The sequence below is a fragment of the Kitasatospora sp. NBC_01302 genome (assembly GCF_035976515.1).
Lineage (GTDB): Bacteria > Actinomycetota > Actinomycetes > Streptomycetales > Streptomycetaceae > Kitasatospora.
The window spans coordinates 7,777,332-7,800,767 of sequence record NZ_CP108404.1 but is presented as its reverse complement, the minus strand read 5'-3'; the positions used below and the strand labels follow the sequence as shown (position 1 = coordinate 7,800,767).

General features: G+C 74.6%; 16 protein-coding genes, 1 tRNA gene and 1 pseudogene. 9 read left to right on the top strand and 9 right to left on the bottom strand.

Translation table 11 applies throughout. The features are described from left to right. The first annotated feature begins 14 nt into the window (after positions 1-14). The 3 genes from OG294_RS34095 to OG294_RS34085 all read left to right on the top strand — a co-directional run bounded on the left by OG294_RS34095 (position 15) and on the right by OG294_RS34085 (position 1,604). Positions 15-88 (top strand) — tRNA-Met (locus OG294_RS34095). A 90-nt stretch (positions 89-178) separates the two neighbouring features. Next, a complete protein-coding gene (locus OG294_RS34090) occupies positions 179-481 on the top strand; it encodes a hypothetical protein (RefSeq protein ID WP_327070413.1) in 303 nt (100 codons plus the stop codon). 106 nt (positions 482-587) lie between these two features. Continuing rightward, a complete protein-coding gene (locus tag OG294_RS34085) occupies positions 588-1,604 on the top strand; it encodes an aldo/keto reductase family protein (RefSeq protein ID WP_327070412.1) in 1,017 nt (338 codons plus the stop codon). Between the two features lie 62 nt (positions 1,605-1,666). Here OG294_RS34085 and OG294_RS34080 read toward each other — a convergent pair whose 3' ends face one another. From OG294_RS34080 to OG294_RS34070, 3 genes and pseudogenes are all read right to left on the bottom strand, one after another. Beyond that, positions 1,667-2,905: a cytochrome P450 gene (locus OG294_RS34080; RefSeq protein ID WP_327070411.1), complete on the bottom strand. Its 1,239-nt coding sequence runs from the start codon at positions 2,903-2,905 to the stop codon at positions 1,667-1,669. Beyond that, entirely contained in the window at positions 2,902-3,132 is a 231-nt protein-coding gene (locus OG294_RS34075; protein ID WP_327070410.1) for an MbtH family protein, read from the bottom strand. The genes OG294_RS34080 and OG294_RS34075 overlap by 4 nt, the downstream gene beginning before the upstream one ends. Positions 3,133-3,218: 86 nt before the next feature. Next, positions 3,219-10,703: pseudogene (locus OG294_RS34070) on the bottom strand (amino acid adenylation domain-containing protein); the annotation flags it as partial. Between the two features lie 555 nt (positions 10,704-11,258). Here OG294_RS34070 and OG294_RS34065 point away from each other — a divergent pair. Continuing rightward, a complete protein-coding gene (locus tag OG294_RS34065; protein WP_327070408.1) occupies positions 11,259-12,440 on the top strand; it encodes a tryptophan dimethylallyltransferase family protein in 1,182 nt (393 codons plus the stop codon). Positions 12,441-12,487: 47 nt separating this feature from the next. On the opposite strand, the gene OG294_RS34060 is transcribed toward OG294_RS34065, so the two are convergent. From OG294_RS34060 to cpt, 3 genes are all read right to left on the bottom strand, one after another. Then, a complete protein-coding gene (locus OG294_RS34060; protein WP_327070407.1) occupies positions 12,488-13,117 on the bottom strand; it encodes a helix-turn-helix transcriptional regulator in 630 nt (209 codons plus the stop codon). A gap of 152 nt (positions 13,118-13,269) precedes the next feature. After that, complete coding sequence (locus OG294_RS34055; protein WP_327070406.1) at positions 13,270-13,716, bottom strand: hypothetical protein; 447 nt, start codon at positions 13,714-13,716, stop codon at positions 13,270-13,272. Positions 13,717-13,851: 135 nt separating this feature from the next. Further along, positions 13,852-14,385, bottom strand: a complete 534-nt coding sequence (cpt, locus tag OG294_RS34050; RefSeq protein ID WP_327070405.1) for a chloramphenicol phosphotransferase CPT — start codon at positions 14,383-14,385, stop codon at positions 13,852-13,854. 104 nt (positions 14,386-14,489) lie between these two features. On the opposite strand from cpt, the gene OG294_RS34045 reads away from it, so the two are divergent. Genes OG294_RS34045 through OG294_RS34035 form a run of 3 tightly spaced genes read left to right on the top strand, consistent with a single transcriptional unit; the run spans position 14,490 to position 18,438 of the window. After that, positions 14,490-16,124, top strand: coding sequence for an alpha/beta fold hydrolase (locus OG294_RS34045; protein ID WP_327070404.1), 1,635 nt, complete (start codon positions 14,490-14,492; stop codon positions 16,122-16,124). After that, positions 16,121-17,002, top strand: a complete 882-nt coding sequence (locus OG294_RS34040) for an AAA family ATPase (protein ID WP_327070403.1) — start codon at positions 16,121-16,123, stop codon at positions 17,000-17,002. Before OG294_RS34045 ends, OG294_RS34040 begins: the two co-directional genes overlap by 4 nt. Next, on the top strand, positions 16,999-18,438 hold the full coding sequence (locus OG294_RS34035; protein ID WP_327070402.1) for a vWA domain-containing protein: 1,440 nt from the start codon (positions 16,999-17,001) through the stop codon (positions 18,436-18,438). The genes OG294_RS34040 and OG294_RS34035 overlap by 4 nt, the downstream gene beginning before the upstream one ends. Here OG294_RS34035 and OG294_RS34030 read toward each other — a convergent pair. Continuing rightward, entirely contained in the window at positions 18,416-19,324 is a 909-nt protein-coding gene (locus tag OG294_RS34030) for a LysR family transcriptional regulator (protein WP_327070401.1), read from the bottom strand. The genes OG294_RS34035 and OG294_RS34030 overlap by 23 nt on opposite strands. Before the next feature lie 116 nt (positions 19,325-19,440). On the opposite strand from OG294_RS34030, the gene OG294_RS34025 reads away from it, so the two are divergent. Then, the gene (locus OG294_RS34025; protein ID WP_327070400.1) at positions 19,441-19,848 is read left to right on the top strand and encodes a nuclear transport factor 2 family protein; all 408 of its coding nucleotides are present in this window, start codon (positions 19,441-19,443) and stop codon (positions 19,846-19,848) included. Here OG294_RS34025 and OG294_RS34020 read toward each other — a convergent pair. Beyond that, positions 19,806-20,348: a helix-turn-helix domain-containing protein gene (locus tag OG294_RS34020; protein ID WP_327070399.1), complete on the bottom strand. Its 543-nt coding sequence runs from the start codon at positions 20,346-20,348 to the stop codon at positions 19,806-19,808. The two genes, OG294_RS34025 and OG294_RS34020, sit on opposite strands and share 43 nt — an antisense overlap. A gap of 255 nt (positions 20,349-20,603) precedes the next feature. Between OG294_RS34020 and OG294_RS34015 the strand changes: the two genes are divergently transcribed. Further along, positions 20,604-23,018 carry an ATP-binding protein gene (locus tag OG294_RS34015; RefSeq protein WP_327070398.1) on the top strand — a complete coding sequence of 805 codons (2,415 nt, stop codon included), beginning with the start codon at positions 20,604-20,606 and terminating at the stop codon, positions 23,016-23,018. 23 nt (positions 23,019-23,041) lie between these two features. Here the strand turns inward: OG294_RS34015 and OG294_RS34010 are convergent, their stop codons facing one another. Next, a complete protein-coding gene (locus tag OG294_RS34010; RefSeq protein WP_327070397.1) occupies positions 23,042-23,410 on the bottom strand; it encodes a hypothetical protein in 369 nt (122 codons plus the stop codon). Between the last annotated feature and the right edge of the window lie 26 nt (positions 23,411-23,436).

The window sequence follows — 23,436 nt, the reverse complement described above, 5'->3', positions numbered from 1 at the left end:
GTCGTGTTCACCGACGCGGGGTGGAGCAGCTCGGTAGCTCGCTGGGCTCATAACCCAGAGGTCGCAGGTTCAAATCCTGTCCCCGCTACTCAGTAGCACGCAGTGGCCCGGCACACCCAGTGTGCCGGGCCACTGTGCTTTCCCTTCCCGCGCCGCTCCTGCGCCACCGGAGGCAACCGTGACCGACCCCGCCACCGAGATCCCGCTCGACCGGCTGCGCGAGGTGCTCGACCTGCTGGTGCGCCACGTCTCGGCCCAGGCGCCCGGTGGCCGACTGGCGCTCCCCGCCGACGCGTTCTGGTCGATCCCGACCGCGTCGCTGACCGACATCTGCGCCGAGCCGCCCGAGCCGACGATCGGCATGGTGTCGGAGTCGTGGCACGGCCTCGAAGCGATGCTCACGGACGAGGGCCGGGTCATCGGCCACGGCTTCGTCTGGCTCGCCGACGTCCTGCGCGCCATCGGCGCCGAGGCCGTCTGACGGCAGGGCTCGACGACGGCCGGGCCGTCGATCCCCGTGCCCGTGGCGGCGGTTCCGATTTCCACATTCCTCTCCGGGGGAGGAACTCGGTTGCTAGCGTGGTGATATGAATTTCCGTCACCTTGGACGCAGTGGCCTGATTGTCAGTCGGCTCGCTTACGGCAACTGGCTGACCCGGAGTTCTTCGAGGAGTGAGGAAACCGAGCTGGCCTGTGTGCGGGCCGCACTCGACGCCGGAATCACCACCTTCGACACCGCCGATGTGTATGCCGGCTCGCAGGCCGAGGAATCCCTCGGCCGGGCGCTGAAGGGCGAGCGCCGGGAGGGCCTGGAGATCCTCACCAAGGTCTTCGCGCCCACCGGTCCCGGGCGCAACGACATGGGCCTTTCCCGCAAGCACATCCGGGAATCCATCGACAACTCGCTGCGCCGCCTGGGCATGGACCACGTGGACGTCTACCAGGCGCACCGGTTCGACCCCTCCACCCCGCTGGAGGAGACCATGGCGGCGCTGGCCGACGTGGTGCACGCGGGCAAGGCGCACTACATCGGGGTCTCCGAGTGGACCGCCGAGCAGATCCGGCGCGGCCATGCCCTCGCGGGTGAGCTGCGGATCCCGTTCATCTCCAACCAGCCGCAGTACAGCGCCCTGTGGCGGGTGCCCGAGGTCGAGGTGATGCCGCTCTGCGAGGAGCTGGGGATGGGGCAGATCGTCTGGTCACCGCTGGCCCAGGGCGTGCTGACCGGCAAGTACCTGCCGGGCGGGCAGTGGCCCGAGGGCTCCCGGGCCACCGACTCCAACGACGGGTCGGAGGTGCTGGCGCCCTGGCTGACCGACGAGGTCCTGCACCGGGTCCAGCGGCTGCACCCGATCGCCGCCGACCTCGGGCTGACCCTGGCCCAGCTCTCGCTGGCCTGGGTGCTCCAGCACCCCAATGTCTCGGCCGCCGTGATCGGCGCCTCCCGGCCCGAGCAGATCACCGACAACGCCAAGGCGGCCGGCGTCACGCTCGACGCCGAGGTGCTCAGCGCGATCGACGCGGTGCTCGACCCGGTGGTCAGCCGCGACCCGGCCGCGACCACCGACAGCAGCCCCACCGATCCCGCCTGGCGGGTGGGCTGACCAACAGCCGCGAGGGCCTTTCCGGGGAAACCGATCGTTTCCCCGGAAAGGCCCTCGCCTTGTCAGCCCGCCCAGTTCACCGGCAAATGCAGCAGGCTGCGCACCTGCATGCCGTCCTTCCATTCCAGCTCCGCCGCCGGGACCGCGCAGTGCAGTCCGGGCAGCCGGGCGAAGAGCGTTTCGAGTGCCACCTGCAACTCCAGCCGCGCGAGCGGCGCGCCCAGGCAGCGGTGGATTCCGTACCCGAATCCCAGGTGCGGATTGGGCGTGCGGCGGACGTCGAACCGGTCCGCATTCTCGAAGACCGACTCGTCGCGGTTGGCCGAGGGAATCGCGGGCAGCACGGACTCCCCGGCCCGCACCAGCGTGCCGCTCAGCTCGACGTCCTCGGTGGCGTAGCGCGCGAAGGTGACGTGGGAGATGAGCGGCACGTAGCGCAGCAGCTCCTCCACCGCGCCCGGCAGCAGCTCCGGCTCCCGCCCGAGCGCCGCCAGCTGCTCGGGATGGCCGAACAGCACGTGCAGCGAGTCGATGAGCTGGGAGGAGACCGTCTCGTGGCCGGCGATCAGCAGCACGCTGGCCAGCTCCACCAGCTCCTTCTCGGAGAGCTTGTCCTCCTCGTCGCTGGCCTTGACCATGGCGCTGATCAGGTCGTCCTGCGGCTCCTCGCGCCGGCGCACCATCAGCTTGCCGATGTAGTCGTACAGCCGCTGGGTGTCCTCCTCGATCTCCTGCTCGGACATCACGGTCGTCGCGGAGAAGGCGTCCAGCCAGCCGCGGAACTGCTCGCGGTCCTCGAACGGCACGCCCAGCAGGTCGCAGACCACGGTGCCGGCGAACGGCACCGCGAAGCCCTCCATCAGGTCGCCCGGCGCGCCCGCGGCCACCAGCTCGTCGATCAGCCGGTGCGCCTCCTGCTCGATCCGCGGGCGCAGCAGCTCGACCCGGCGCATGGTGAACGTCTTGGAGAGCAGGCGGCGCAGCCGGGGGTGGTCGGGCGAGTCCATGCCCAGGATGCTGGTGTTGATCGGCAGCGGGGTCAGCCGCGACTCGTCGTGCTCGGCGGCCAGCGCGCGGCTGAAGCGGGGATCGCCGAGGATCGTCTTCATGTCCGCGTGCGTGGTCACCAGCCAGGCGTCCTCGCCGTAGGGGCAGGAGACCCGCGTCACGGGCTCCTCGGCGCGCAGCTTCTCGTACAGCGGGTCGAGGTCCAGCGCCACGGCCTCGCTGAAGGGGTAGGGACGCGGCGGGCGCTTGCCGGTCGTCGCGTCGTCCAGGTACTCGTTCACCATGTCGCTCATGCGGATCGGGCCTCCGAGAGATCAGTGGGGTGGTCGACAAGGCTCTTGGGCCGCATGTCGGTCCAGTTCTCCTCGACGTACGCCAGGCACTCGTCCCGGGTGACCGGTCCGCACACCGTGGTCCAGCCGGCCGGGACGGCGGTGAAGGCGGGCCACAGCGAGTGCTGGCCCTCGTCGTTGACCAGGACCAGGAAGGTGCCGGCGGTGTCGTCCCAGGGATCGCTCACTGTCTTTCCTCCGTGCAGGGTAAGGGAGTTGGTGGTGCGCCGGGGGTCTGTGGGGCGGCCGGGGCCTGTCCTACGGAAGGCAGGCCCTAGGCCGGCGGGGGCGGGAAGAAGCCCGAGGTGACGAAGTAGTCGGCGTAGGCGCGCAGCAGCGCGTCGTCCAGCCGGGGGAAGGCCAGCTCCGAACCGGCCAGCCCCGCCTGCGTGTTGGTCGCATCCAGGCGCACCTGGCCGAGTCGGCCCAGTGCGGGCAGGGTGTCGGCGAGCAGCACCGCGCCGTCCAGCGTGCCGGTCCCGGTGCGGGCGTCCGCCTCCGCGCGCTCGTGCAGGGTGCGCACCCAGGCGTCGGCCGCCATCGGCTCCAGCCGGTAGCCGTAGCGCCGCAGCCGGTCCAGGACCTCGGCCACCGGCAGCGGCTCGGGGCAGACCAGGTGGTGCGCCAGGCCGGTGGTGGCGGGGCGGCGGGAGAGCCGCACGATGGCGGCCGCGGTCCAGTCCACCGGCACCAGGTCGACCACCGGCGGCGCGTCCTGGCCGGCGGCGGGCAGCGGGGCGGCGCCGATCACCAGCATGGCGCGCACCAATTGCCAGAACACGTCCCGGTGCGAGCCGGCGCCGCTGACCGTGTGGCCGCTCACCCGACCGCACCGGTAGACGCTGACCGGCAGGCCGCGCTCGCCGGCCGCCCAGACCAGCTCCTCGGCCACCCACTTGCTCTCCGGGTAGCCGCCCGCCATCACCTGGTGCGGGCCGAGCCGGCCCGACTCGGGCACGGTGGCGCGCCGCTCGTCCGCGGCCACGGCCACCGCGGCCGTGGAGATGTGGTGCACGGGCACCGGCTCGCCCAGCGCCGCCAGCCGCAGCACTTCCTGAGTACCCGTCACATTGGCCTCGCGCAACCGGCGGTAGGGGTCGACCGCGCTGACCCGGGCGCCGTTGTGGTACACCGCGTCGACCAGGCGGGCCAGTTGCTCGAACCGCTCACGTCCGAGGCCGAGCAGCGGCTGCGCCAGATCACCGGGGACGGGCACGATCCGGCGACGGGAGAACTCGTTCCACAGCCCGTACTCGGTCAGGTTGCGCCGGATCCGCCGCAGGGCCGCCGCCTCGTCCTCGGCACGCACCAGGCAGTGGATGTCGGCGCCGGTGCGGTCGAGCAGTTCGCGCAGCAGGAAGGCGCCGAGGAAGCCGGTCGCGCCGGTCAGCAGCAGGTTCTCCCGCCCGCCGGCCGGCCGCCGGGCGGGCCCAGGGCGGCGCCCCTCGGCTGCGGCTGCGGCTGCGGCCGGGGGGCGCACGGTGATCGCGGGGTCGAGCACGGCGTCCGCGGCCAGCTGCGCCGGCGTCGGGCCGCCGGCGGGGCCGTCCTCGGCGGTACCGTCCACCGCCGCGAGCAGCGCGGCCACCGACTGCCGCTCGAAGAGCGTGCGCACCGCGAGCTCCACGCCCAGCCGGCGGCGGATCCCGCTGATCACCCGGGGCACCAGCAGCGAGTGCCCGCCCAGGGCGAAGAAGCTGTCGTCGATGGTGACCCGCGGCACCCCCAGCACCTCGGCGAACAGCTCGCACAGGATCCGCTCGCGCGGGTTGCGCGGCTCCCGGCCGGCCGAGAGCGCCGCGAAGTCGGGCACCGGCAGCGCGGCCCGGTCGACCTTGCCGGTGGCCGCCAGGGGCAGCGCGTCCAGCACCAGCACCACGGCCGGCACCAGGTAGTCGGGCAGCAGACCGGCCAGGTGGGCACGCAGCTCGCGGCCGTCCGACGGCGCGGCGCCGTCCGACGGCGCCGTGTCGGCCAGCACCGCGTACGCCGTCAGGAAGGTGCCGCCGCGCTGGTCCGCGCGCGGCACCACCACCGCCTGCGCGACGCCCGGGTGGGTGCCCAGGGCGGCGGCCACCTCGCCGGGCTCGATCCGGAAGCCGCGGATCTTGACCTGCCCGTCGGCGCGGCCGACGAACTCGAGCTCGCCGCCCTCGTTCCAGCGCACCAGGTCGCCGGTGCGGTACATCCGGCTGCCCGGCGCGCCGAACGGATCGGCGACGAAGCGGTCGGCGGTCAGCGCGGGCCGGTGCAGGTAGCCGCGCGCCACCCCGGCCCCGGAGACGTGCAGCTCCCCCACCACACCGGGCGGCACCAGGGTCAGGTCCCGGTCCAGCACGTAGACCCGGGCGTTGACGGTGGCCCGGCCGATCGGCGGGGTGGCACCGCCCTCGAGCGGGGCGCTGAGCGTGGCGCACACGGTGGTCTCGGTGGGGCCGTAGCCGTTGAGGAACCGGCGCCCGGCCGACCAGCGGCGCACCGTCTCGCCCGAGGAGGCCTCACCGGAGACGATCATCGAGGTCAGCGAGGGCAGCTGCGCCGGTTCCAGCACGCTGAGCGCGGCCGGCGGCAGGGTCGCGTGGCTGATCCGGTGCCGCTCCACCAGCGCGGTCAGCGCCGGCCCGGGCGCCGCGACGTCGGCCGGCGCCATCACCAGCGTCGCCCCGGTCAGCAGCGCGCCGCACAGCTCCCAGACCGCGCCGTCGAAGCTGTGCGAGGCGAACTGCAGGATCCGGCTGGCGGTGGTCACCCCGAAGCGCCGCACCTGGGCCTCGGCCACCCCGGCGATCCCCGAGTGGGTCACCACCACGCCCTTGGGGCGGCCGGTGGAGCCCGAGGTGTAGACGACGTAGGCCGGGTGCCCGCAGCTCAGCGGCCGGATGCGGTCGGCGTCGGTGATCCGGGTCAGCGGCCGCTCGGCCACCGCCCGCCGGGTCCCGGGCGCGTCCAGCACCAGGCGCGGCACCCGCGCCAGGGCGGGCAGCGGCAGTTCGGTGGCCGAGTCGGTGAGCAGCACCGCGGGCCGGGCGTCCTCGGCCATGAAGGCCAGCCGCGCGGCCGGGTAGCCGGCGTCCAGCGGCAGGTAGGCACCGCCGGCCTTGAGCACCGCGAGGGTCGCCACCACCGCGTCGATGGTGCGCGGCAGCGCGATGCCCACGAACCGCTCCGGGCCCACCCCGTGGGCGATCAGGTGCCGGGCCAGCCGGTTGGAGCGCAGATCCAGCTCGCGGAAGCTGAGCGTGCGCACCTCGCCGGTGCCGTCGTCGTGGACCAGGGCGGTGGCCCGCGGGGTGCGCCGCACCTGCGCCTCGAACAGCTCGGGCAGGGTGCGCGGCGGCACGTCGTGGCTGCGGTCCCCGCTGTGCGCCAGCAGCTGCTCGCGTTCGGCGGGCAGCACCACGTCCAGGGTGCCCAGGCGGCGGGTGGGGTCGGCGGTGACCTCGGTCAGCAGCCGGGTGAAGCGGCGCAGCAGCAGCTCGATGCCGGCCCGCTCGAAGAGATCGGTGCTGAATTCCGCCACCCCGGTCATGCCCTGCGGCTGCCGGTCCTCCCCGTGCCGCTCCTGCAGGCTGATCGACAGGTCGAACCGGCAGGCCCCGGTGCCCGCCTCGCGCGGCGTCACGCCGAGCCCCGGCAGCCGCGGTGCGCCCTGCGGGGCGTTCTGCAGGGCCAGCAGCACCTGGAAGAGCGGGTGGTGGGCCAGGCCGCGGCTCGGGGCGAGGGTGTCCACCAGGCGCTCGAACGGCACGTCCTGGTGGGCGTAGGCGGCCAGGTCGCCCTCCCGGACCCGGGCCAGCAGGTCGCGGAAGGCGGGGTTGCCGCCGGTGTCGGTGCGCAGCACCAGCGTGTTGACGAAGAACCCGACGAGCGCGTCGAGCGCGTGGTCGGTGCGCCCGGCGACGGGGGTGCCGATCGCGATGTCGGTGCCCGCGCCGAGCTTGGTGAGCAGCGCCGCCAGCGCGGCGTGCAGCACCATGAACGGGCTGGCGCCGGCTGCTTCGGCCAGCTCGGTGATCCGCCGGTGCAGCTCGGCGTCGAGGGTGAACTGCACGGTGTCGCCCTGCTGGCTCGCCACCGGCGGCCGGGGCCGGTCGGCGGGCAGCTCGATGCACTCCGGCAGCTGGGCCAGGGCACCGCTCCAGTAGGCGAGCTGACGGCTCATCAGACTCTGTTCGTCGCCCTCCTCGCCCAGCAGCCGCTGCTGCCACAGGGTGTAGTCGGCGTACTGCACGGGCAGCGGCTCGGCGTCCGGCGCCCGGCCCGCGCGGCGCGCGGTGTAGGCGGCGGCCAGGTCGCGCCAGAGCGGCGCCAACGACCAGCCGTCGCAGGCGATGTGGTGGATCACCAGGACCAGCACGTGCCGGTCGGGCGCGGTGCGCAGCAGGCCGGCCCGCACCGGCAGCCGGCCCGCCAGGTCGAAGGGCTCCCGGACCACCGCGTCCACCGCCGCGTCCAGCTCGCCGGGCGCGACATCGGTGGTCGCCAGCCGGAGCCGGGCGGCGGCGCCCTCCAGCACCAGCTGGCGCGGCACCCCGGCGACGGCGGGGAAGACGGTGCGCAGGCTCTCGTGGCGGGTCAGCAGGTCGGCCAGCGCCGCGGCCAGCGCCGGCTCGTCCAGCTCGCCGTCCAGGTCGAGCACCAGCGGCACGTGGTAGGCGGCACCCTGGCCGTGCAACTGGTCGAGGAACCAGAGCCGGCGCTGGGCGTAGGAGAGCGGGACGGTCCCGGGCCGCGGCGCGGCGGTCAGCGCCGGCCGCTCGCCGGCCGAGGCCAGCTGCACCGCCTCGGCCAGGCCGGCCACGGTGGGGATCTCGAAGACCGTGCGCACCGGCACCTCCAGGCCCAGCACCGAGCGCAGCCGGGCACTGAGCCGGGTGGCGGAGAGCGAGTGGCCGCCGAGCGCGAAGAAGCTGTCGTCGATGGTGACCCGGGAGACGCCCAGGATGTCGGCGAACAGCTCGCAGAGCAGCCGCTCCATCGGGTCGCGCGGCGCCCGCCCGCCGGGGGTGGATCCGGTGTCCGGCTCGGGCAGCCGGTGGCGGTCCACCTTGCCGTTGGGTGTCAGCGGCAGCGCCTCCAGCACCACGGTGGCCGCGGGCAGCAGGTAGGCGGGCAGCCGGTCGCGCAGGTAGGCGCGGATCGAGGAGAGCAGCGCGCCGGTGTCGCGGGCGGCCGCGGGGGCGTTGACCAGCGCGGTCAGCGGCACCCCGGCGGGCGGCGGCACCTGCAGGCCCGGTTCGCCCGGGCGGCGCGCGGTCAGCGTCACGTCCAGCGTGTGGGGGGCGGTGGCCGACCAGCTCACCGAGGCACGCAGGCCCAGGCGCTCGGCCACCTCGTGGAACTCCTCCAGGTCCGCGCTCTCGGCGTCGTCCGCGGCGCCCAGCAGCGGCAGCCGGTCGCCGGGGCGGGCCGCCTCCAGGGCCGCGAGGGCCCGGGCGACGGGCGCAAGCCTCGCGTCCGGCACCCCGGTCACCCGCAGCTCGCTGCCGCGCACGGTGGCCAACCGGGCGGCTTCGGTGATGTCCTGACCCCACGTCAGTTCAACGGTCGGCGGCGCCGGTTCGACCGGTGCCGCGGCGGCCTTGCGCAGCACCGCGTCATAGCGGTAGCGGGTCAGCTCGTTGACGTACCGGCCGCGCTTGACCCGCACCTCGCTGCCCGCCACCTCGGGCAGGGTGCGCGCGAGTTCGGCGAAGAACGCCGGGTCGACCAGCAGCTCCTTCTCCCGCACCACGGCCTGCTCGACGGCGGCGCCAAGGGCCTCGGGGTCCTCGGGCAGCGGGTCCCGGCGCAGCCGCACGTCGGTGTGGAAGGCGCGCAACAGCCGCAACTGCCGTACGTCACCGACGAAGACGGCGCCGCCGGGGGCGAGCAGCGCCACCGCCTTGGTCAGCACCTCGGCGAGGTAGCGGCCGTCGGGGAAGTACTGGCTGACCGAGTTGATCACGACCGTGTCGAAGAAGCCGGCCGGCAGGCCCTCGGTGTCGTCGGCGGCCCGGGCCCGCAGCTCGACCCGCCCGGCCAGCGCCGGATCCGCCGCGACCAGCGAACCGAGCGCCCGGACCACCTGTCCGGACAGGTCGGTGCCCCAGTAGGACTCGCAGTGCGGGGCCAGCCGGGCGAGCAGCAGCCCGGTGCCCACGCCGATCTCCAGCACCCGGCGCGGCTGGAGCTCGCGGATCCGGGCCACCGTGGCGTCCCGCCATTCGCGCATCTGCTCGGCCGGGATCGGCAGGCCGTCGTAGCTGCTGTTCCAGCCGGAGAAGTCCTCGCCGAGGCGTGCCTCGGCGGCGCGCCGGTAGAGCGCGTCGTAGATCTCGCGCCACTCGGCCACCGAGTCCGCGCCGCCGTCCGGGTCCGCCCGGCCGGCCCCGGGCCCGCTCCGCTCGGCCGGCACCACATAGCCGACCAGCCGCTTCTGGCCGGCCGCGTCCGGGCGGACCACCACCGCGGCCTGGGCCACCTCGGGGTGCCCGCCGAGCACCGCCGCCACCTCGCCGGGCTCCACCCGGAAGCCGCGGATCTTCACCTGGTCGTCGCCGCGGCCGACGAACTCCAGCCTGCCCTGGACGTCCTGGCGCACCAGGTCGCCGGTGCGGAAGAGCCGCGCGCCGGGGCCGCCCTGCGGATCGGCGACGAAGCGCTCGGCGCTCAGGCCGGGGCTGCACCAGTAGCCGCGGGCCAACCCGGTGCCGCCCAAGTAGAGTTCGCCCACCTCACCGGGTGCGACCGGGCGCAGCCGTGGGTCCAGGACCAGGGTGCGCATGCCGGCCATCGCGGCGCCGATCGGTGTCACGGCGCCGAGCCCGGCGGCCCCGGTCACCCGGTGGCAGGTGGCGAAGGTGGTCGTCTCGGTGGGCCCGTAGCCGTTGACCACGGCGAGGCCGGGGCAGGCGGCCAGCACCCGGCGCACCGCGGCCGCCGGAACGGCGTCGCCGCCGGTCCACACCTCGCGCGCGCCGCGGAAGCACCCGGGGTCCTCCTCCGCCAGCACGGCGAAGAGCCCGGCCGTCACCCAGAGCGCGGTGACGCCCGCCGTGCCGACGGCGTCCGCGACCGCCCGCGCGTCCAGGGCGCCGGGCGGTGCGACCACCACCGTGCCGCCGGAGAGCAGCGGCACCCACAGCTCGTAGGTCGAGGCGTCGAAGGCGTGCGGCGAGTGCAGCAGGACGCGCTGCTGCGCGCCGCCGTGGAAGGCCGGGTCCTGGGCCAGCGCGACCACGTTGCGGTGGCTGACCGCGACGCCCTTGGGGGCGCCGGTGGAGCCGGAGGTGAACATCAGGTAGGCCAACTGGTCCGGCTCGACCGGCCCGAGGGCGGGGGCCGGCTCCCCCGGACCGCCCGCGGCGGGCGCCGCCGCGGCCACGGGGAGGACCCGCAGCCCCTCGCCGATCCGCGGCGGTGCGCTCCGGTCGGCGGTCAGCAGCAGCCGGGCGCCGCTCCGCGCCAGCATGCCGTCCAGCCGGGCGGCGGGCTGGCCGGGGTCCAGCGGCAGATAGCAGCCACCGGAGGCGGCGACCGCGAGCAGTGCCACCACGAGTTCGGCCGACCGGTCGGCCAGGACCGCGACGGGCTCCTCCGGCCCCACCCCCTCGGCCACCAGCCGCTGGGCCAACAGCCGGACACGGGCATCGAGCTGACGGTACGTCAACACCGTGTCGCCGCTGACCACCGCGGTCGCGGCGGGGGTGCGCTCGACCTGCCGGGCGAAGGCCGCCGGCAGTGAAAGGGACTGACAGGAGGGGCGCTGGACGGACACGTGTCACGAACTCCTCTGCGCGGGACCCCGGAACGCGACAACGGCGTCCGGTTCGAAGGCACACGGAAGGGCACCAGGCAGCCTGGTGCGGGCACTGTTCGACGTCGTGTAGCGATCATGCCAAACTCCGCCACGATGCGGAACGACATGTTCATGTTTTCGGCTCTTCTTGCGCACAGTCCGCCAACCGCACGTCACCGCGGGCAAACCCCGGGCGCATATGGCCGCGGCACGTCCGGCCAGGCAATCTCCACCGCACCCGGCGACCGCCGCCCGCCCCCGGAACGCGTAGCCGACCGGCTACGCATGGTCAGTCATATTGGCCGGAACAGATGCCCGTTCACGATCCGGAGCAGACAAGCTTGGGCAAAACGCGGACCCGAACCGCCACCCGATGAGACGATCGCGCTCGCTCCGGCCCGGCGCGCCACTCCCGTCCCGGCTCGTCCCAGGTCCGCCGGCACGCCCCGCAAGCACCGGACAGCACACACGCCTCGTTCACCCCACCCGCATCTCAGGCACGCCCCGGCCACCCCGGGGAGACAGGGAGACCCGATGGACGCCCACGCAACCGCCGCCGCCGGCCCGGAGGCCGGCTTCAGCCCGGACACCGGCGTCATCGCCGAGATGGTCGGACGCCCGCTGCGCTTCGACTCCACCCGCTACCTGCCGACGGACAGCTACGCCGAGGTCGCCACCGACCGCGTCTGGCGCGCCCACCAGAGCCTGGGGCTCACCGGCGAGACCCGCGCCTCGATCCTGGCCCTGCTCCAGGAGCTGACCGAGCCCTGGGGCCGGCTGCCGGTCGGCACACCCCCCGAGCGCGCCTGCTGGGTGGCCATCGACGGCATGCCCTTCGAGCCCTCGGTCGCCTGGGTGAACGGCACCGCCGGCGTGCGGCTCTCGCTGGAGCCCCCGGGCGACGGCACCGCGGTCTCCCGGATGCGCGCGGCGATGGCCCTGACCCGCCGGCTGGCCGGCCGGCCCGGCGTCTTCGTCGACCGCCTGCTGGAGATCGAGGACCTCTTCGTCGAGGACGATCCGCAGGGCTTCTTCACCATGGCCCACGCGGTCGCCTGGCGCCCCGGGGCCCACCCCGAGTACAAGATCTTCCTCAATCCTGCGGTGGCCGGCCGGGAGCAGTCCGCCGACCGCACCGAGCAGGCCATGCTCCGCCTCGGCCTGGAGCGCCCCTGGCGCGCCCTGGTCGAGCACCTCGGCGGCGCCTTCACCCCCGCCCACGAGCCCGTCGCCATCGCCGTGGACCTGGTCGGCGGGGACGACTTCCGGGCCCAGCTGTACCTGGCGCACTCCGGGGTGAGCGCCGCCGAGATCGACGCCAAGTCCGCCGTCGCCCACGACCACGTCCCCGGCCTGTTCGCCCGCGCGCTGCAGCAGATCAACGGCCCGCACGACGCGGCCGCCTGGCAGCGCAAGCCCCCGGTCACCACCTTCACCCTGGACACCCGCCACGACCGGCCGAGCGCCACCCTCTACGTCCCGCTGATCCCGGTGCACGACAGCGACGCGGCGGCCCGCGACCGGGTGGCGGCCTTCCTGCGCGCCGAGGGCGCGCCGTCGGCCGACCCCTATGTCGCCCTGCTCGACGACCTCGCCGACCGCCCGCTGTCCCGCTCGCTCACCCAGAACTTCATGTCCTACCGGGGCGGCGACGCCGCACGGTTCTCCATCTACCTGGCCCCCGGCACCTACCGGGCGGCCGACGGACTCGGCTGACCCGGCGGCCCACCGCCGGCCGGCAGCCGGCAGTCGGCGGCCTCACCTCAGAGCAGCCCCCGGCGCATCGCGTACGCCAGTGCGTGCGTGCGGTTGCGCAGGTTCAGCCGGCTGGTGAGCCGGTGCAGGACGTTCTTCACCCAGCGCTCGGAGTACCCGAGCCTGGCGCCTATCTCCGCGGTGTCGCAGCCCTCGGCCACCAGTCGCAGGACCGCGATCTCCCGCTCCTCGAGCGGCTGCCCGCGCCTCGGCGCGCTCTCCGCGTTCTCCGCGCCCTGCTGCACCCTGCCGATCCGGTCGAGCAGTTGGTTCAGCAGGCCGGGCGGCAGCGAGCTGCTGCCGCTGTGCGCCCCGTGCACGGCGCGCAGCAGCCGCGCCGGGGTCACCTCGTGCCGCAGCAGGAGGTGCGAGATCCCGCTGGCCGCCACGTCGATCAGCTCGTCCTCGCGCAGCCGCTCGACGATCAGCACCAGCCGGATCCGCGGGTCGAGCACCAGTTCGCGGGCCTCGCGCAGCAGGTCGCTGCTGACCGCGTCGGCCAGCTGGACCACCGTGCAGCGCTGGTCGGCCGGCCGGTCCGCCACCAGGGTCACCCCCGGCACGGCCCGCAGATAACTGTCCAGTCCGGCACGGGAGATCGGATCGGGTGCCTTGGTCAGAACCGCTACGGCGGACACCGGCCACCTGCCTTCCTGGAGTCCTCGTCCAGCTCGGAGCGCACGGCTGGTTCAGCACGTACCACCCTTACTACGGGCCGACGGCCGACTCTGGTTGCCCATCCGCCACACCCGTCCCGGACTCCCGCCCGGCAACCCGGGCCGACGCCGGCTCAGGAGGCCCTGCGGTCGCCCTCCGCCCTGCGGTCGACCTCGGCCCTGCGGTCGCCCCCCGACCGGCGCTCGTTCCCCGACCGGCTCCCCGGCACCCCCGTCGGTGCGGACAGCGGCAACGCCGCGGGCGGCGGCAGCGGGGCGGGCAGCGGCAGCGGCAGCGGCGCGGGCAGCGGCGCCGGTACCGGGGTGAGCTGGACCCGCGGAGTGTGCCCCGCGACCCAGACCGTGGGCCCGCTCGGCGGTGCCGCCCGATGGGCGGCGATGATCCAGCGGGTCAGGGCCTGGACGAAGTCCGGCCCCAGCGCCGCCGCGTCGTGCAGGCGCTCCAGGTCGCCCGCCCCGAACGGGACCCCGGCCTGCGAGATCGCGGTGAGGAGCGGGTGGAGCAGGGCCCAGGTGGTCCGGGTGGCCGGCAGCCGACCGGTATGTTCGCAGTCGTTCACGCCCACCCCAACCCCGCGCGGGCGCCCCGGGTCACGCCCGCCGCGCCGGAGTCAGCCCTTGGTGGGACCGACGTTCGGCGGATCCCCCCGGTCCGCTCGCCCGGTCCGGCCAGCCGGTCCCCTCGCCCGGCCCGGTCAGGCGACCCGCGCCGCGACGAGCCGCGCGCACTCCAGCGACTCGCGCCGGGTGCTGTCCACCTCCAGGTCGTAGCGCACCCCCCGGTGCACCAGCTCCGCCTGCGCCCGGGCCATCCCCACCGTCCGGTCGCCGCGCGCCAGCTCGCGCCCCGCCGCCACCGCGCTCTCGCACCGCACCCCGACCCAGAGCACCCCGAGCCCCTGGAGCGCCCGCAGCCACCGCTGCTGGGACTGCGCGCCGCCGAGGAACACCTCGTCCACGATCACCCGGGCACCCGCGCGGGCCATCGCGGCCACCCCCTCGATCCACGCGGCCTCCAACTCCCGGAACACCGCGCCGACCTGCACCTCGCCGTCCGGGGCGAACTCGATCCCGGCCTGCGAGGAGCGCATGGCCGCGGGCAGCGAGTCGACGAAGGTGTCGACTCCGAGGGCCAGCCACGGATCCGGCAACACCGCCTGCAGGCACCGGACGATGCCGGACTTGCCCGAGCTGGAGCCGCCGTTGAGGATGATCACGTCCGTCTTCACCGCGTCACCGTAGCGGAACCACCCCAGGGTGGAGAACGGAATAAACCCGCATCTCCACCCCGGGGACCAGGTGACGGACCGTCAACTCTCCTACCGTCGCGCCCATGACCTCTCCGTACCGTCCAGCGCGACCGCACTCCGCCCACCGGGCCGGCCGCGTGCCGGCCGGCGGCGCACTGCTGGCCGCCGCCCTGCTGCTCGGCGCCGCACTCGCCGAGCCCGCCGCCGCCACCGCCGGTCAGCCCGCCAGCGGGCTCAGCCGGTCCGCGCTCGACTGGGGCGCCTGCCCCGCGCCGACCCCGAACGCCAACGGCAGCTACTACCCGCGCGACCCCCGCGAGCAGTGCGCCACCCTGCGGGTCCCCCGCGACTACCGGCAGCCCGGCGCCGGCAGCATCACCCTGACCGTCTCCCGGATCCGCACCGCCGACCCCGCCCACCGGCTCGGCGACCTGGTCGTGGTCCCCGGCGGGCCCGGCGGCTCGGGCCTGGACTACCCCAGCCAGCTGCTCGGCATCCTGCCCGCCGCCGTGCCGGCCTCCTACGACCTGATCGGCTTCGACGAGCGCGGCGTGGGCAACAGCACCCCGGTCGCCTGCGGCCTGAGCGCCGCCGACCGGGCCGCCGAGCTCAACTACCCCTACCCGGCGCCCGACGGCGACATCTCCGGCAACCTGGCCTTCGCCAAGCGGGTCGCGGACACCTGCGCGGCAACCGCCGGCGACTACCTCGGCGACATCAGCACCGCCGACTCCGCCCGCGACCTGGACCGGATCCGCACCGCCCTGGGCGTGCCGAAGATCTCCTACCTGGGCAGCTCCTACGGCACCTACCTGGGCCAGATCTACGCCACGATGTTCGCCCCGCACACCGACAAGGTGGTGCTGGACAGCACGGTCGCCCCCGGCGGCGTGGAGCAGGGCATGAGCCTGTACGGGCTGGGCACCGAGCAGGCGTTCCCGGCGCTGGCGGCCTACCTGGCCCAGCAGGACGCCACCCTGCACCTGGGCGCCACCCAGACGGCGGTCCGCGCCGGCTACTTCCGGCTGGCCGCCAAGCTGGACCGCACGCCGCTGCGGCTGGGCGACGGGCGGGTGCTGGACGGCAACGGGTTCCGGGCGCTGACCTTCTCGGTGCTGACCAACGCCGCCTACTACCCGCTGGCCGCCCGCGCCTGGCAGGCCGCCGACACCGGGGTGCTGCCGCCGCCCGGTCCGGGTGGCGGCAGCACGCTGCCGACGGTGATCCCGGACAACTTCGTCGCCGCCCAGGATGCCGTGATCTGCAACGACACGCCCTGGCCACGCGATCCGGGCTACTACGCCGCCCAAACGGCCGCCGACCGGATCCGCTACCCGCTCAGCAACGGCATGCCGGGCAACGTCTGGCCGTGCGCCTACTGGCACTACGGCCCCACCGAACCGCCGGTGCGGGCCGACCCGATCGGGCCGCGCAACATCCTGATGCTGCAGAACCTCAAGGACCCGGACACCGCCTACGCCGGGGCCCGCCAGACGCTGAGCGCCTTCGGCCACCGGGCCGCCATGGTCACCCTGGAGGCCACCGGCCACGGCGTGGACTTCGCCGACCCGAAGGTGGCCGGTCCGTTCACCGCCTTCCTGCTCACCGGCCGGCTACCCACCGGTAACCGATCCTCGTGCACCGGCCCGCCCAGCCGCTACAGTGCGAGGACGAGGCGCCCGCGCGGCGCGCCACAGGCGGGAGTTCGACAGCAATGACCGGTGAACAGCACACGGGCTTCTTCGCCTCCGTCGAGGAGGTGTCGGCGCGGTTGGCCGAGGTGGGCTACCTGGCCTCCACAGCCGTCGCCACCACGATCTTCCTCGCCGACCGGCTGGGCAAGCCGCTGCTGGTGGAGGGCCCGGCCGGGGTGGGCAAGACCGAACTGGCCAAGGCGGTGGCCGCCGTGGCCGGCGCCCGCCTGGTGCGGCTGCAGTGCTACGAGGGCGTGGACGAGTCCCGCGCGCTCTACGAGTGGAACCACGCCAAGCAGCTGCTGCGGATCACGGCCGGGCGCGAGGAGAGCTGGCAGGAGGCCAAGGCCGACATCTTCTCCGAGGAGTTCCTGCTGCCGCGCCCGCTGCTCACCGCGATCCGCGGCAGCGAGCCCACCGTGCTGCTCGTCGACGAGACCGACAAGGCCGACGTCGAGGTGGAGGGCCTGCTCCTGGAGGTGCTGAGCGACTTCCAGGTGACCGTCCCGGAGCTGGGCACCATCACGGCCGAGCGCCGCCCGTTCGTGGTGCTCACCTCCAACGCGACCCGCGAGCTCTCCGAGGCGCTGCGCCGCCGCTGCCTCTTCCTGCACCTCGACTTCCCGGACGAGGAGCTGGAGTGCCGGATCGTCAGGTCCCGGGTGCCGCAGCTGGACCAGGCGCTGGCCGAGTCGGTGGTCAAGGTGATCGGTGCGCTGCGGGCGATGGAGCTGCGCAAGGCGCCCTCGGTCGCCGAGACCATCGACTGGGCCCGGACCCTGCTGGCGCTGGGCGCCGACTCGCTGGACGACGCGGTGGTCCGCGACAGCCTGGGCGTGGTCCTCAAGCACCAGGAGGACCTGCGCCGGGCGGTCGAGAAGCTGACCCTGGCCTCGGCGTGACCGGGGCCGCGCAGCGCGCGCTGCCCGAGCGGCTGACCGGCTTCGTGCACGCGCTGCGCGGACACCACGTGCGGGTCGGACCCGGCGAGACGGTCGACGCCGCCGCGGTGCTGGCGGTGCTCGGGCTGGCCGACCGGGAGCGGCTGCGCGAGGGACTGGCGGCGGCACTGCTGCGCGGGCAGGGCCAGCGCCCGGTCTTCGACGCCACCTTCGACCTGTACTTCCCCCGCTCGGTCGGTGATCCGAGCACCGCCCGGCCGGCCGCGGCCGGCGCCGCCACCTCCGTCGAGGAGCTGCGGGAGCGGCTGGCCGAGGCGCTGGCCGCGGGCGACTCGGCGGCGATGGCGCGGCTGGCCGGCCTCGCGGTGCAGGCGCTGGGCCGGTTCGGCAGCGCACCGGGCGCGGGAGCCGGGGCTACGCCCAGTGCCACCCCCGGCTCGGGCGGCTGGTCGGCCCACCAGACGCTGGAGCGGCTGCGCCCGCAGATCCTGCTGGCCCGGGTGCTCGCCGCGCTGCGCGCCGGCCGCCCCGGCGCGCCCGCCGACGCACCCGACGCGCTCACCGACCGGATCGAGCCGGACGAGATCCGCCGCCGGATCGAGGCGTTCCGCGGCCTGGTGGCCACCGAGGCCCGCCGCCGCACCGCCGAGGAGCAGGGCACCGCGGAGATCGCCCGCCGGGCAGTTGCGCCCAGCGTCGACCAGATCGACTTCCTGTTCGCCGGGCGCGACCAACTGGCCGAGCTGCGCCGCTCGGTGCGCCCGCTCGCCCGCAAGCTCGCCACCCACCTGGCCGCCCGGCGCCGCCGCGCCGCCCGGGGCCGGATCGACCTGCGCCGCACCGTGCGCCGCTCGCTGGGCACCGGCGGCGTACCGCTGCGGCCCGCCTACCGCCAGCGCCGGCCGCAGCGTCCCGACCTGCTGCTGCTCTGCGACGTGTCCAGCTCGGTGGCCGGGTTCTCCGACTTCACCATGCTGCTGGTCCAGGCGCTGCGCGAGGAGTTCAGCCGGGTACGGGTGTTCGCCTTCGTCAACCGGGTGGACGAGGTGACCCAGCTGGTCACCACCGGCACCGCGGACCCGGGCGGGCTGGCCCGGCGGATCACGACCGAGGCCGCGGTGATCGGCCACCACCCCTACAGCGACTACGGTTCGGCGCTCGGCGAGTTCGCCGACCGCTACCAGGAGGCGGTGACCCCGCGCACCTCGGTGCTGATCCTGGGCGACGCCCGCAACAACCGCCGCGACCCCAACCTGCCCGCCCTCGCCCAGCTCGCCGGGCGGGCCCGCCGGGTGCACTGGCTCAACCCCGAACAGCCCGCCCTGTGGTCCACCGGCGACTCCGCGGCCCTCGACTACGCGGGCCTGGTGGCCATGCACCCCTGCCGGAACGCCCGCCAGCTGGGCGAGTTGATCACCCGTCTGCTGCCGGTCTGACCGGTCGGCCCGCCAGCTCCGCCGCGAAGGCCCGGAACCGCCGGCAGGGCGCCGTGGCCGGGCGGTCCTCGCGCCAGGCCAGCCCGATGCCGCGCCGGGCGTCCCGGTCGGCGAGCGGCACCACCCGCACCCCGGGCTGCGGCGCCGCGCGGCCGTCCCCGGCGGGCAGCACGGCCACCCCGAGCCCGGCGCCGACCATGCCGCGGATGGTGGCCACCTCACCGGCCTCCAGCACCACCGAGGGCGTCACGCCCGCCTCGTGGAAGATCCGGCAGGTGATCTGCCGCAGCCCGGCCGCGTCGCGCATGATGATGAACCGCTCGTTGTTCAGGTCGGTCAGCCGCACCGCGTCGCGGTCGGCCAGCCGGTGCCCCTCGGGCACCGAGAGCGCCAGCCGCTCCTCGCGCAGCGGCAGCCAGCCCCAGCCCGCGCCGGCGGGCCGCGGCGCGGTGACGGCCAGCTCCGCCGAGCCGTCCTGGACGAGTTCGAGCACCCCCGCCGCCGACTCCTGGTGCAGCGCGAACCCGGTGCCCGGCGACTCGCGCTGGTAGGCGCCGAGCAGTTCGGGCACCAGCCAGCCGCCGAGCGAGTGCACGAAGGCCAGCCGCAGCGTGTCCTCGGCCGGGCGCAGCAGCGCGGCGATCCGGTCCTCGGCCGCCTCCAGCTCCGCCAGCGCCCGCCGGGCGTGGCGCCGGTAGACCTTGCCGCAGTCGTTGAGCCGCAGCCGGTGCCGGTCACGGTCGAACAGCGGGGTGCCGAGCCCGCGTTCCAGCCGGGCGATCGCCCGCGACAGCGTCGGCTGCGAGGTGCCGACGAGCGCGGCGGCGTCGGTGACGTGCTCGGTCTCCGCGACGGCCAGGAACCAGCGCAGCTCTTCGATGGTCATCCCGGCATTATGCACACCGGGAATGATCCGCAGGTCAGGACGGTATTTCCGTTCGCCGCCCGCCCGGGGAAAGCTGAGGGACAACACCGAGACCGACCGCTTCGGAGGGATCCGCCATGTCCGACCAGCCCACCACCCCCATGAGCGACGAGGCCAAGTTCCGCCTGGTCGAGGACTTCCGCCTCAGCCTGCAGACCGGCGACTGGGCGCGGCTGCGCTCGCTGCTGACCGAGGACGCCAGCTGGACGCTGCCCGGCGACAACACGATCTCCGGAACCGCCGAGGGCGTCGACGCCGTGGTCGAGCGGGTCCGGCTGATCGCGAGCTACGGGGTGAACTTCGAGTTCCTGCGCCCGTTGTACAGCCGCGACAACGTGGCGCTGTCGCTGCACAACACCGCCGAGCGGGACGGCCGGGTGCTGGACGAGTACCTGTCCACCGTCTGCTTCCTGCACGAGGGCCGGATCCGCTCGATCGAGACCTACCTCTCCGACGTGCCCGGGATGAACGCCTTCTTCGTCTGAAGAAGCGCCGAGTGGTCGATCAACCGCCAGGCGTGCAGGGGCAGGGCCAGGACGGCGGCGAGCAGGCCGCCGATCGCCCGCGCCTGCGGTGGTGCCCCGGGCGCGGCCGGGGCGAGGTCGGAGGCGGGCGGTGCGACGGCGGCGTGCGGAGCCGGCACGGGTGGTTCCGCCGCCTGCTGCCGCATCTCGATGCGCTGCCAGGCGCACCGCCAGCGGGCGAGCTCCTCGGCGGACGCGCCGAAGGCGGTGACCAGCGTCGACACCCGTTGCAGCGGCGGCAGGCGGTCCCGGCGAGGGCTCAGGTCACCCGAGATCGTGCTCCGCGGAACGCCGGTGCGGCGCTCCAGCTCGCGCAGCGACGGGTTGCCCGACCACGCCTTGAGCGCCCGGAGCCGGCGGACCAACTCCTGCGGGGTGGCGGCGTCGCCCGGATCGGGCCTCGCCGCCAGCGCCCGTTGCGGTGACCGGCTCGGATCCCCGTTCATGTTCCGCCCAGTCATGTACCCAGTCATGTATCCCCCCTTGGGCCCCGGCTCGATCGGTCGAGCACGGCGCATGTGGCCGGGACCAGTCTCTTCACTGCCGACTTTCCACTCCATGGCGTTTTCCTGGCGTTAGCATGATGCTTTGTTCTCGGGCGCCCGTCAGGGCCGCAGAGTCGGGGGGCCGCTGACGGTGGAACGGGGTCCGGGGCGCTGGGCCGTTCCCGCCGTCGTCGTTCCCGCAGGGTGCTCACCCTTCGGAGGCGATCGATCATGCTGGGGGATTTCGGAACGCTCCTGCGGCAGTACCGGCTGACGGCCGGGTGGACGCAGGAGGAGCTCGCGGAACGCTCGGGGGTCTCGACGCATGCGATCAGCGTGCTGGAGTCCGGGCGGCGGCGGCCGCGGCTGTCGTCGGTGGCCCGGCTGGCCACGGCCCTGGGCGTGGACTCCGCGAGCCGTGACCAGTTGCTCGCCGCGGCGCGCGGGGAGCCGGAGCCGCGGACCGGCCTGGCACCGGTCGAACACGTGGTGCCCCGTCTGCTGCCCTACGCCGTACCGGACTTCACCGGACGGCACAGCGAGGTGGAACGGCTGCTGGCGCTGGCCGGCGGCCCGGACGGCAGCCAGGGCCGTCCGCTGGTGATCTCGGCCATCGACGGCATGGCCGGTGTCGGCAAGACCGCCCTGGCCGTTCACACCGGGCACAGTCTCACCGGCCGCTACCCCGACGGTCAGCTCTTCGTGGACCTGCACGGTTTCACTCCGGGCCGGCGGCCGCTCGACCCGGGTGCGGCGCTGGAGAGCCTGCTCTGCGCGGTGGGTGTCAGCCGGACCGCACTGCCCTCGCGCACCGAGGAGCGCGCCCAGCTGTGGCGCAGCCGGGCCGCGGGCCGGCGGTACCTGATCGTGCTGGACAACGCCGTCGACGCCGAGCAGGTCCGCCCGCTGATCCCCGGCAGCCCGCGCTGCCTCACGCTGGTGACGTCCCGGCGGCGGATGCTCGCGCTGGACGGGGCGGTCAGCGTGCCGCTGGACGTGCTGAGCCATGACGAGGCCGTGGAGCTGTTCGCCCGGGTCGCCGGCCCGGAGCGGGTCGCGGGCCACGCCGCCACGGTGGAGGAGATCGTCGCGCTGTGCGGCAGGCTGCCGCTGGCGCTGCGGATCGCCGGCGCGAGGCTGGCCCACCATCCCACCTGGACACCCGTCCAGGTGCTGGAGCGGATCCGGCGCCCGCAGAAGTTATTGACCGAACTCTCCGACCGGGACCGGAGCGTCGCGGCCGCCTTCGTGGACTCCTACCACGCCCTCACCCCCGCCCAGCGGCGCGCGTTCCGGCTGGCCGCGCTCCACCCCGGCGAGGACTTCGCGCCGCCCGCCCTCGCCGCGCTGCTCGACGCACCGCCGGCCGAGACCGAGGAACTCCTGGAGTCGCTGCACGACCACCACCTGCTGATCGAGCACACCGCCCTCCGGTACACCTTCCACGACCTGCTGCGCACCTTCGCCGACGAGCTGCTCGCCCGCGAGGAACCCGAACCCGTCCGCCGCGCCGCGCTCGTCCGGCTCTTCGACCACTACCGTCACACCGCCGCCGCTGCGATGGACCAGCTGGCCCCGCTGGAACGCCACCACCGGCCGCAGGCTCCCGCGCCGGGAGGCACACCGGTGGTGTTCGCCGACCAGGTGGACGCGACCGACTGGCTGGCGCGGGAACAGGCCAACCTGCTGGTCCTCTCCCACCACGCCACCGACGCCGCGCTGCCCCGCTACGCGGCGGACCTGCCGGCCATCCTGTGGCGCCACCTCAAACGCCACATGCCGGCCCAGGAGGCGCTGGTGCTGGGTACCCGTGCCCTGCGAGCCACCCGGCAGCTGGGCGATCCCGCCGGTGAGGCCGCCGCGCTGCGGCACCTGGGGCTGGTCCAGTACCAGCTCGGCGACTTCCCGCAGGCACTCGACCTGCTCCATCAGGCCCTGACGATCCAGCGCGCGATCGGCAACCGCGCCGGTGAGGCCCACGTGCTGGCCAACCTGGGCCTCACCCAGACCCGGATGGGACGCCTGGAGGAGGCGCTCGACCACCTGCAGCAGGCGCTGCAGCTCAGCCGGGACCTCCCCGAGCCGGCCGTCGAGTCGATCGCCCTGACCAACCTGGGGCCCACGCTGACCAGGCTCGGACGGCTGCCGGAGGCCCTGGAGTACCACCGGGCGGCGCTGAAGTTCCACCGACGCGGCGGCAACCGTCTCGGCCAGGCCATCGTGCTCAACCAGTTCGGCGAGTACCAGCAGCGGCTGCACCACCATCCGCAGGCGCTCGACCTGTACCAGGAGGCGCTGGACCTGCACCGCGACCTCGGCGACACCTTCGGCCAGGCCGAGTCGCACACCCTGCTCGGCGACGCCCTGCTGGCCATGGACGCTCCGGCGAGCGCCCTCCAGCACTACCGGGCCGCGATCGACTTCCTCCCGCACACCGGCGAGCGGTACAACCTCGGGCGCATCCACGTCGGGCTGGCGCGCACGCACCAGCGTCTGGGAGACCTCGGCACCGCTCGGGCGCACGCCGAACAGGCCGTCGAGATCCACAGCTCGCTGAACATCCCCGAGGCGGACGAGGCCCGGGCCCTGCTCGACTCGCTCACCCAGGGACCGGCACCTCGTCCCGGAGCGTTCGGTGTCGGTTGACCCGGGCCGCCCACCGTGGCAGGTCAGTTGACCGGGCCGCACACCTCCGCGCTGCGCGGCCCCCAGGTACACGCCTGCAGGCTCGTGCCCGGGCCGTCGTAGTACCACCCCGACTCGCGGGGGTCGGTGGTCGGGCCGTAGATCCACTGGCCGGTGCCCACGTTCTGGATGCCGAACTCACAGCCGGTGGGGGCGGCTGTCGGATCGATCGCCATGTGGTCGTGGCCGCCCTGGAGTTCGACCAGCTCCAGGGCGACGCAGCCGCCGCTGCGGATCTGCCAACTGCCCTCGGCGGCCTGGGCCGAGGTCGCGCTGCCCACCCCGATCACGCCCATCGCCACCACGGCGAGCGCGGCGGCCGAGGCACGCTTCCTGGTCCTGGTGAATCGCATGGAACCCTCCGGTACGTCGATTCCGC

Bases quoted from the DNA above. Each gene is read 5' to 3' on its own strand.
- OG294_RS34085 (WP_327070412.1), top strand. From the start codon at position 588: ATGAATTTCCGTCACCTTGGACGCAGTGGCCTGATTGTCAGTCGGCTC.
- OG294_RS34080 (WP_327070411.1), bottom strand. From the start codon at position 2,905: ATGAGCGACATGGTGAACGAGTACCTGGACGACGCGACGACCGGCAAG.
- OG294_RS34065 (WP_327070408.1), top strand. From the start codon at position 11,259: ATGGACGCCCACGCAACCGCCGCCGCCGGCCCGGAGGCCGGCTTCAGC.
- OG294_RS34045 (WP_327070404.1), top strand. From the start codon at position 14,490: ATGACCTCTCCGTACCGTCCAGCGCGACCGCACTCCGCCCACCGGGCC.
- OG294_RS34040 (WP_327070403.1), top strand. From the start codon at position 16,121: ATGACCGGTGAACAGCACACGGGCTTCTTCGCCTCCGTCGAGGAGGTG.
- OG294_RS34030 (WP_327070401.1), bottom strand. From the start codon at position 19,324: ATGACCATCGAAGAGCTGCGCTGGTTCCTGGCCGTCGCGGAGACCGAG.
- OG294_RS34025 (WP_327070400.1), top strand. From the start codon at position 19,441: ATGTCCGACCAGCCCACCACCCCCATGAGCGACGAGGCCAAGTTCCGC.
- OG294_RS34020 (WP_327070399.1), bottom strand. From the start codon at position 20,348: ATGACTGGGCGGAACATGAACGGGGATCCGAGCCGGTCACCGCAACGG.
- OG294_RS34015 (WP_327070398.1), top strand. From the start codon at position 20,604: ATGCTGGGGGATTTCGGAACGCTCCTGCGGCAGTACCGGCTGACGGCC.
- OG294_RS34010 (WP_327070397.1), bottom strand. From the start codon at position 23,410: ATGCGATTCACCAGGACCAGGAAGCGTGCCTCGGCCGCCGCGCTCGCC.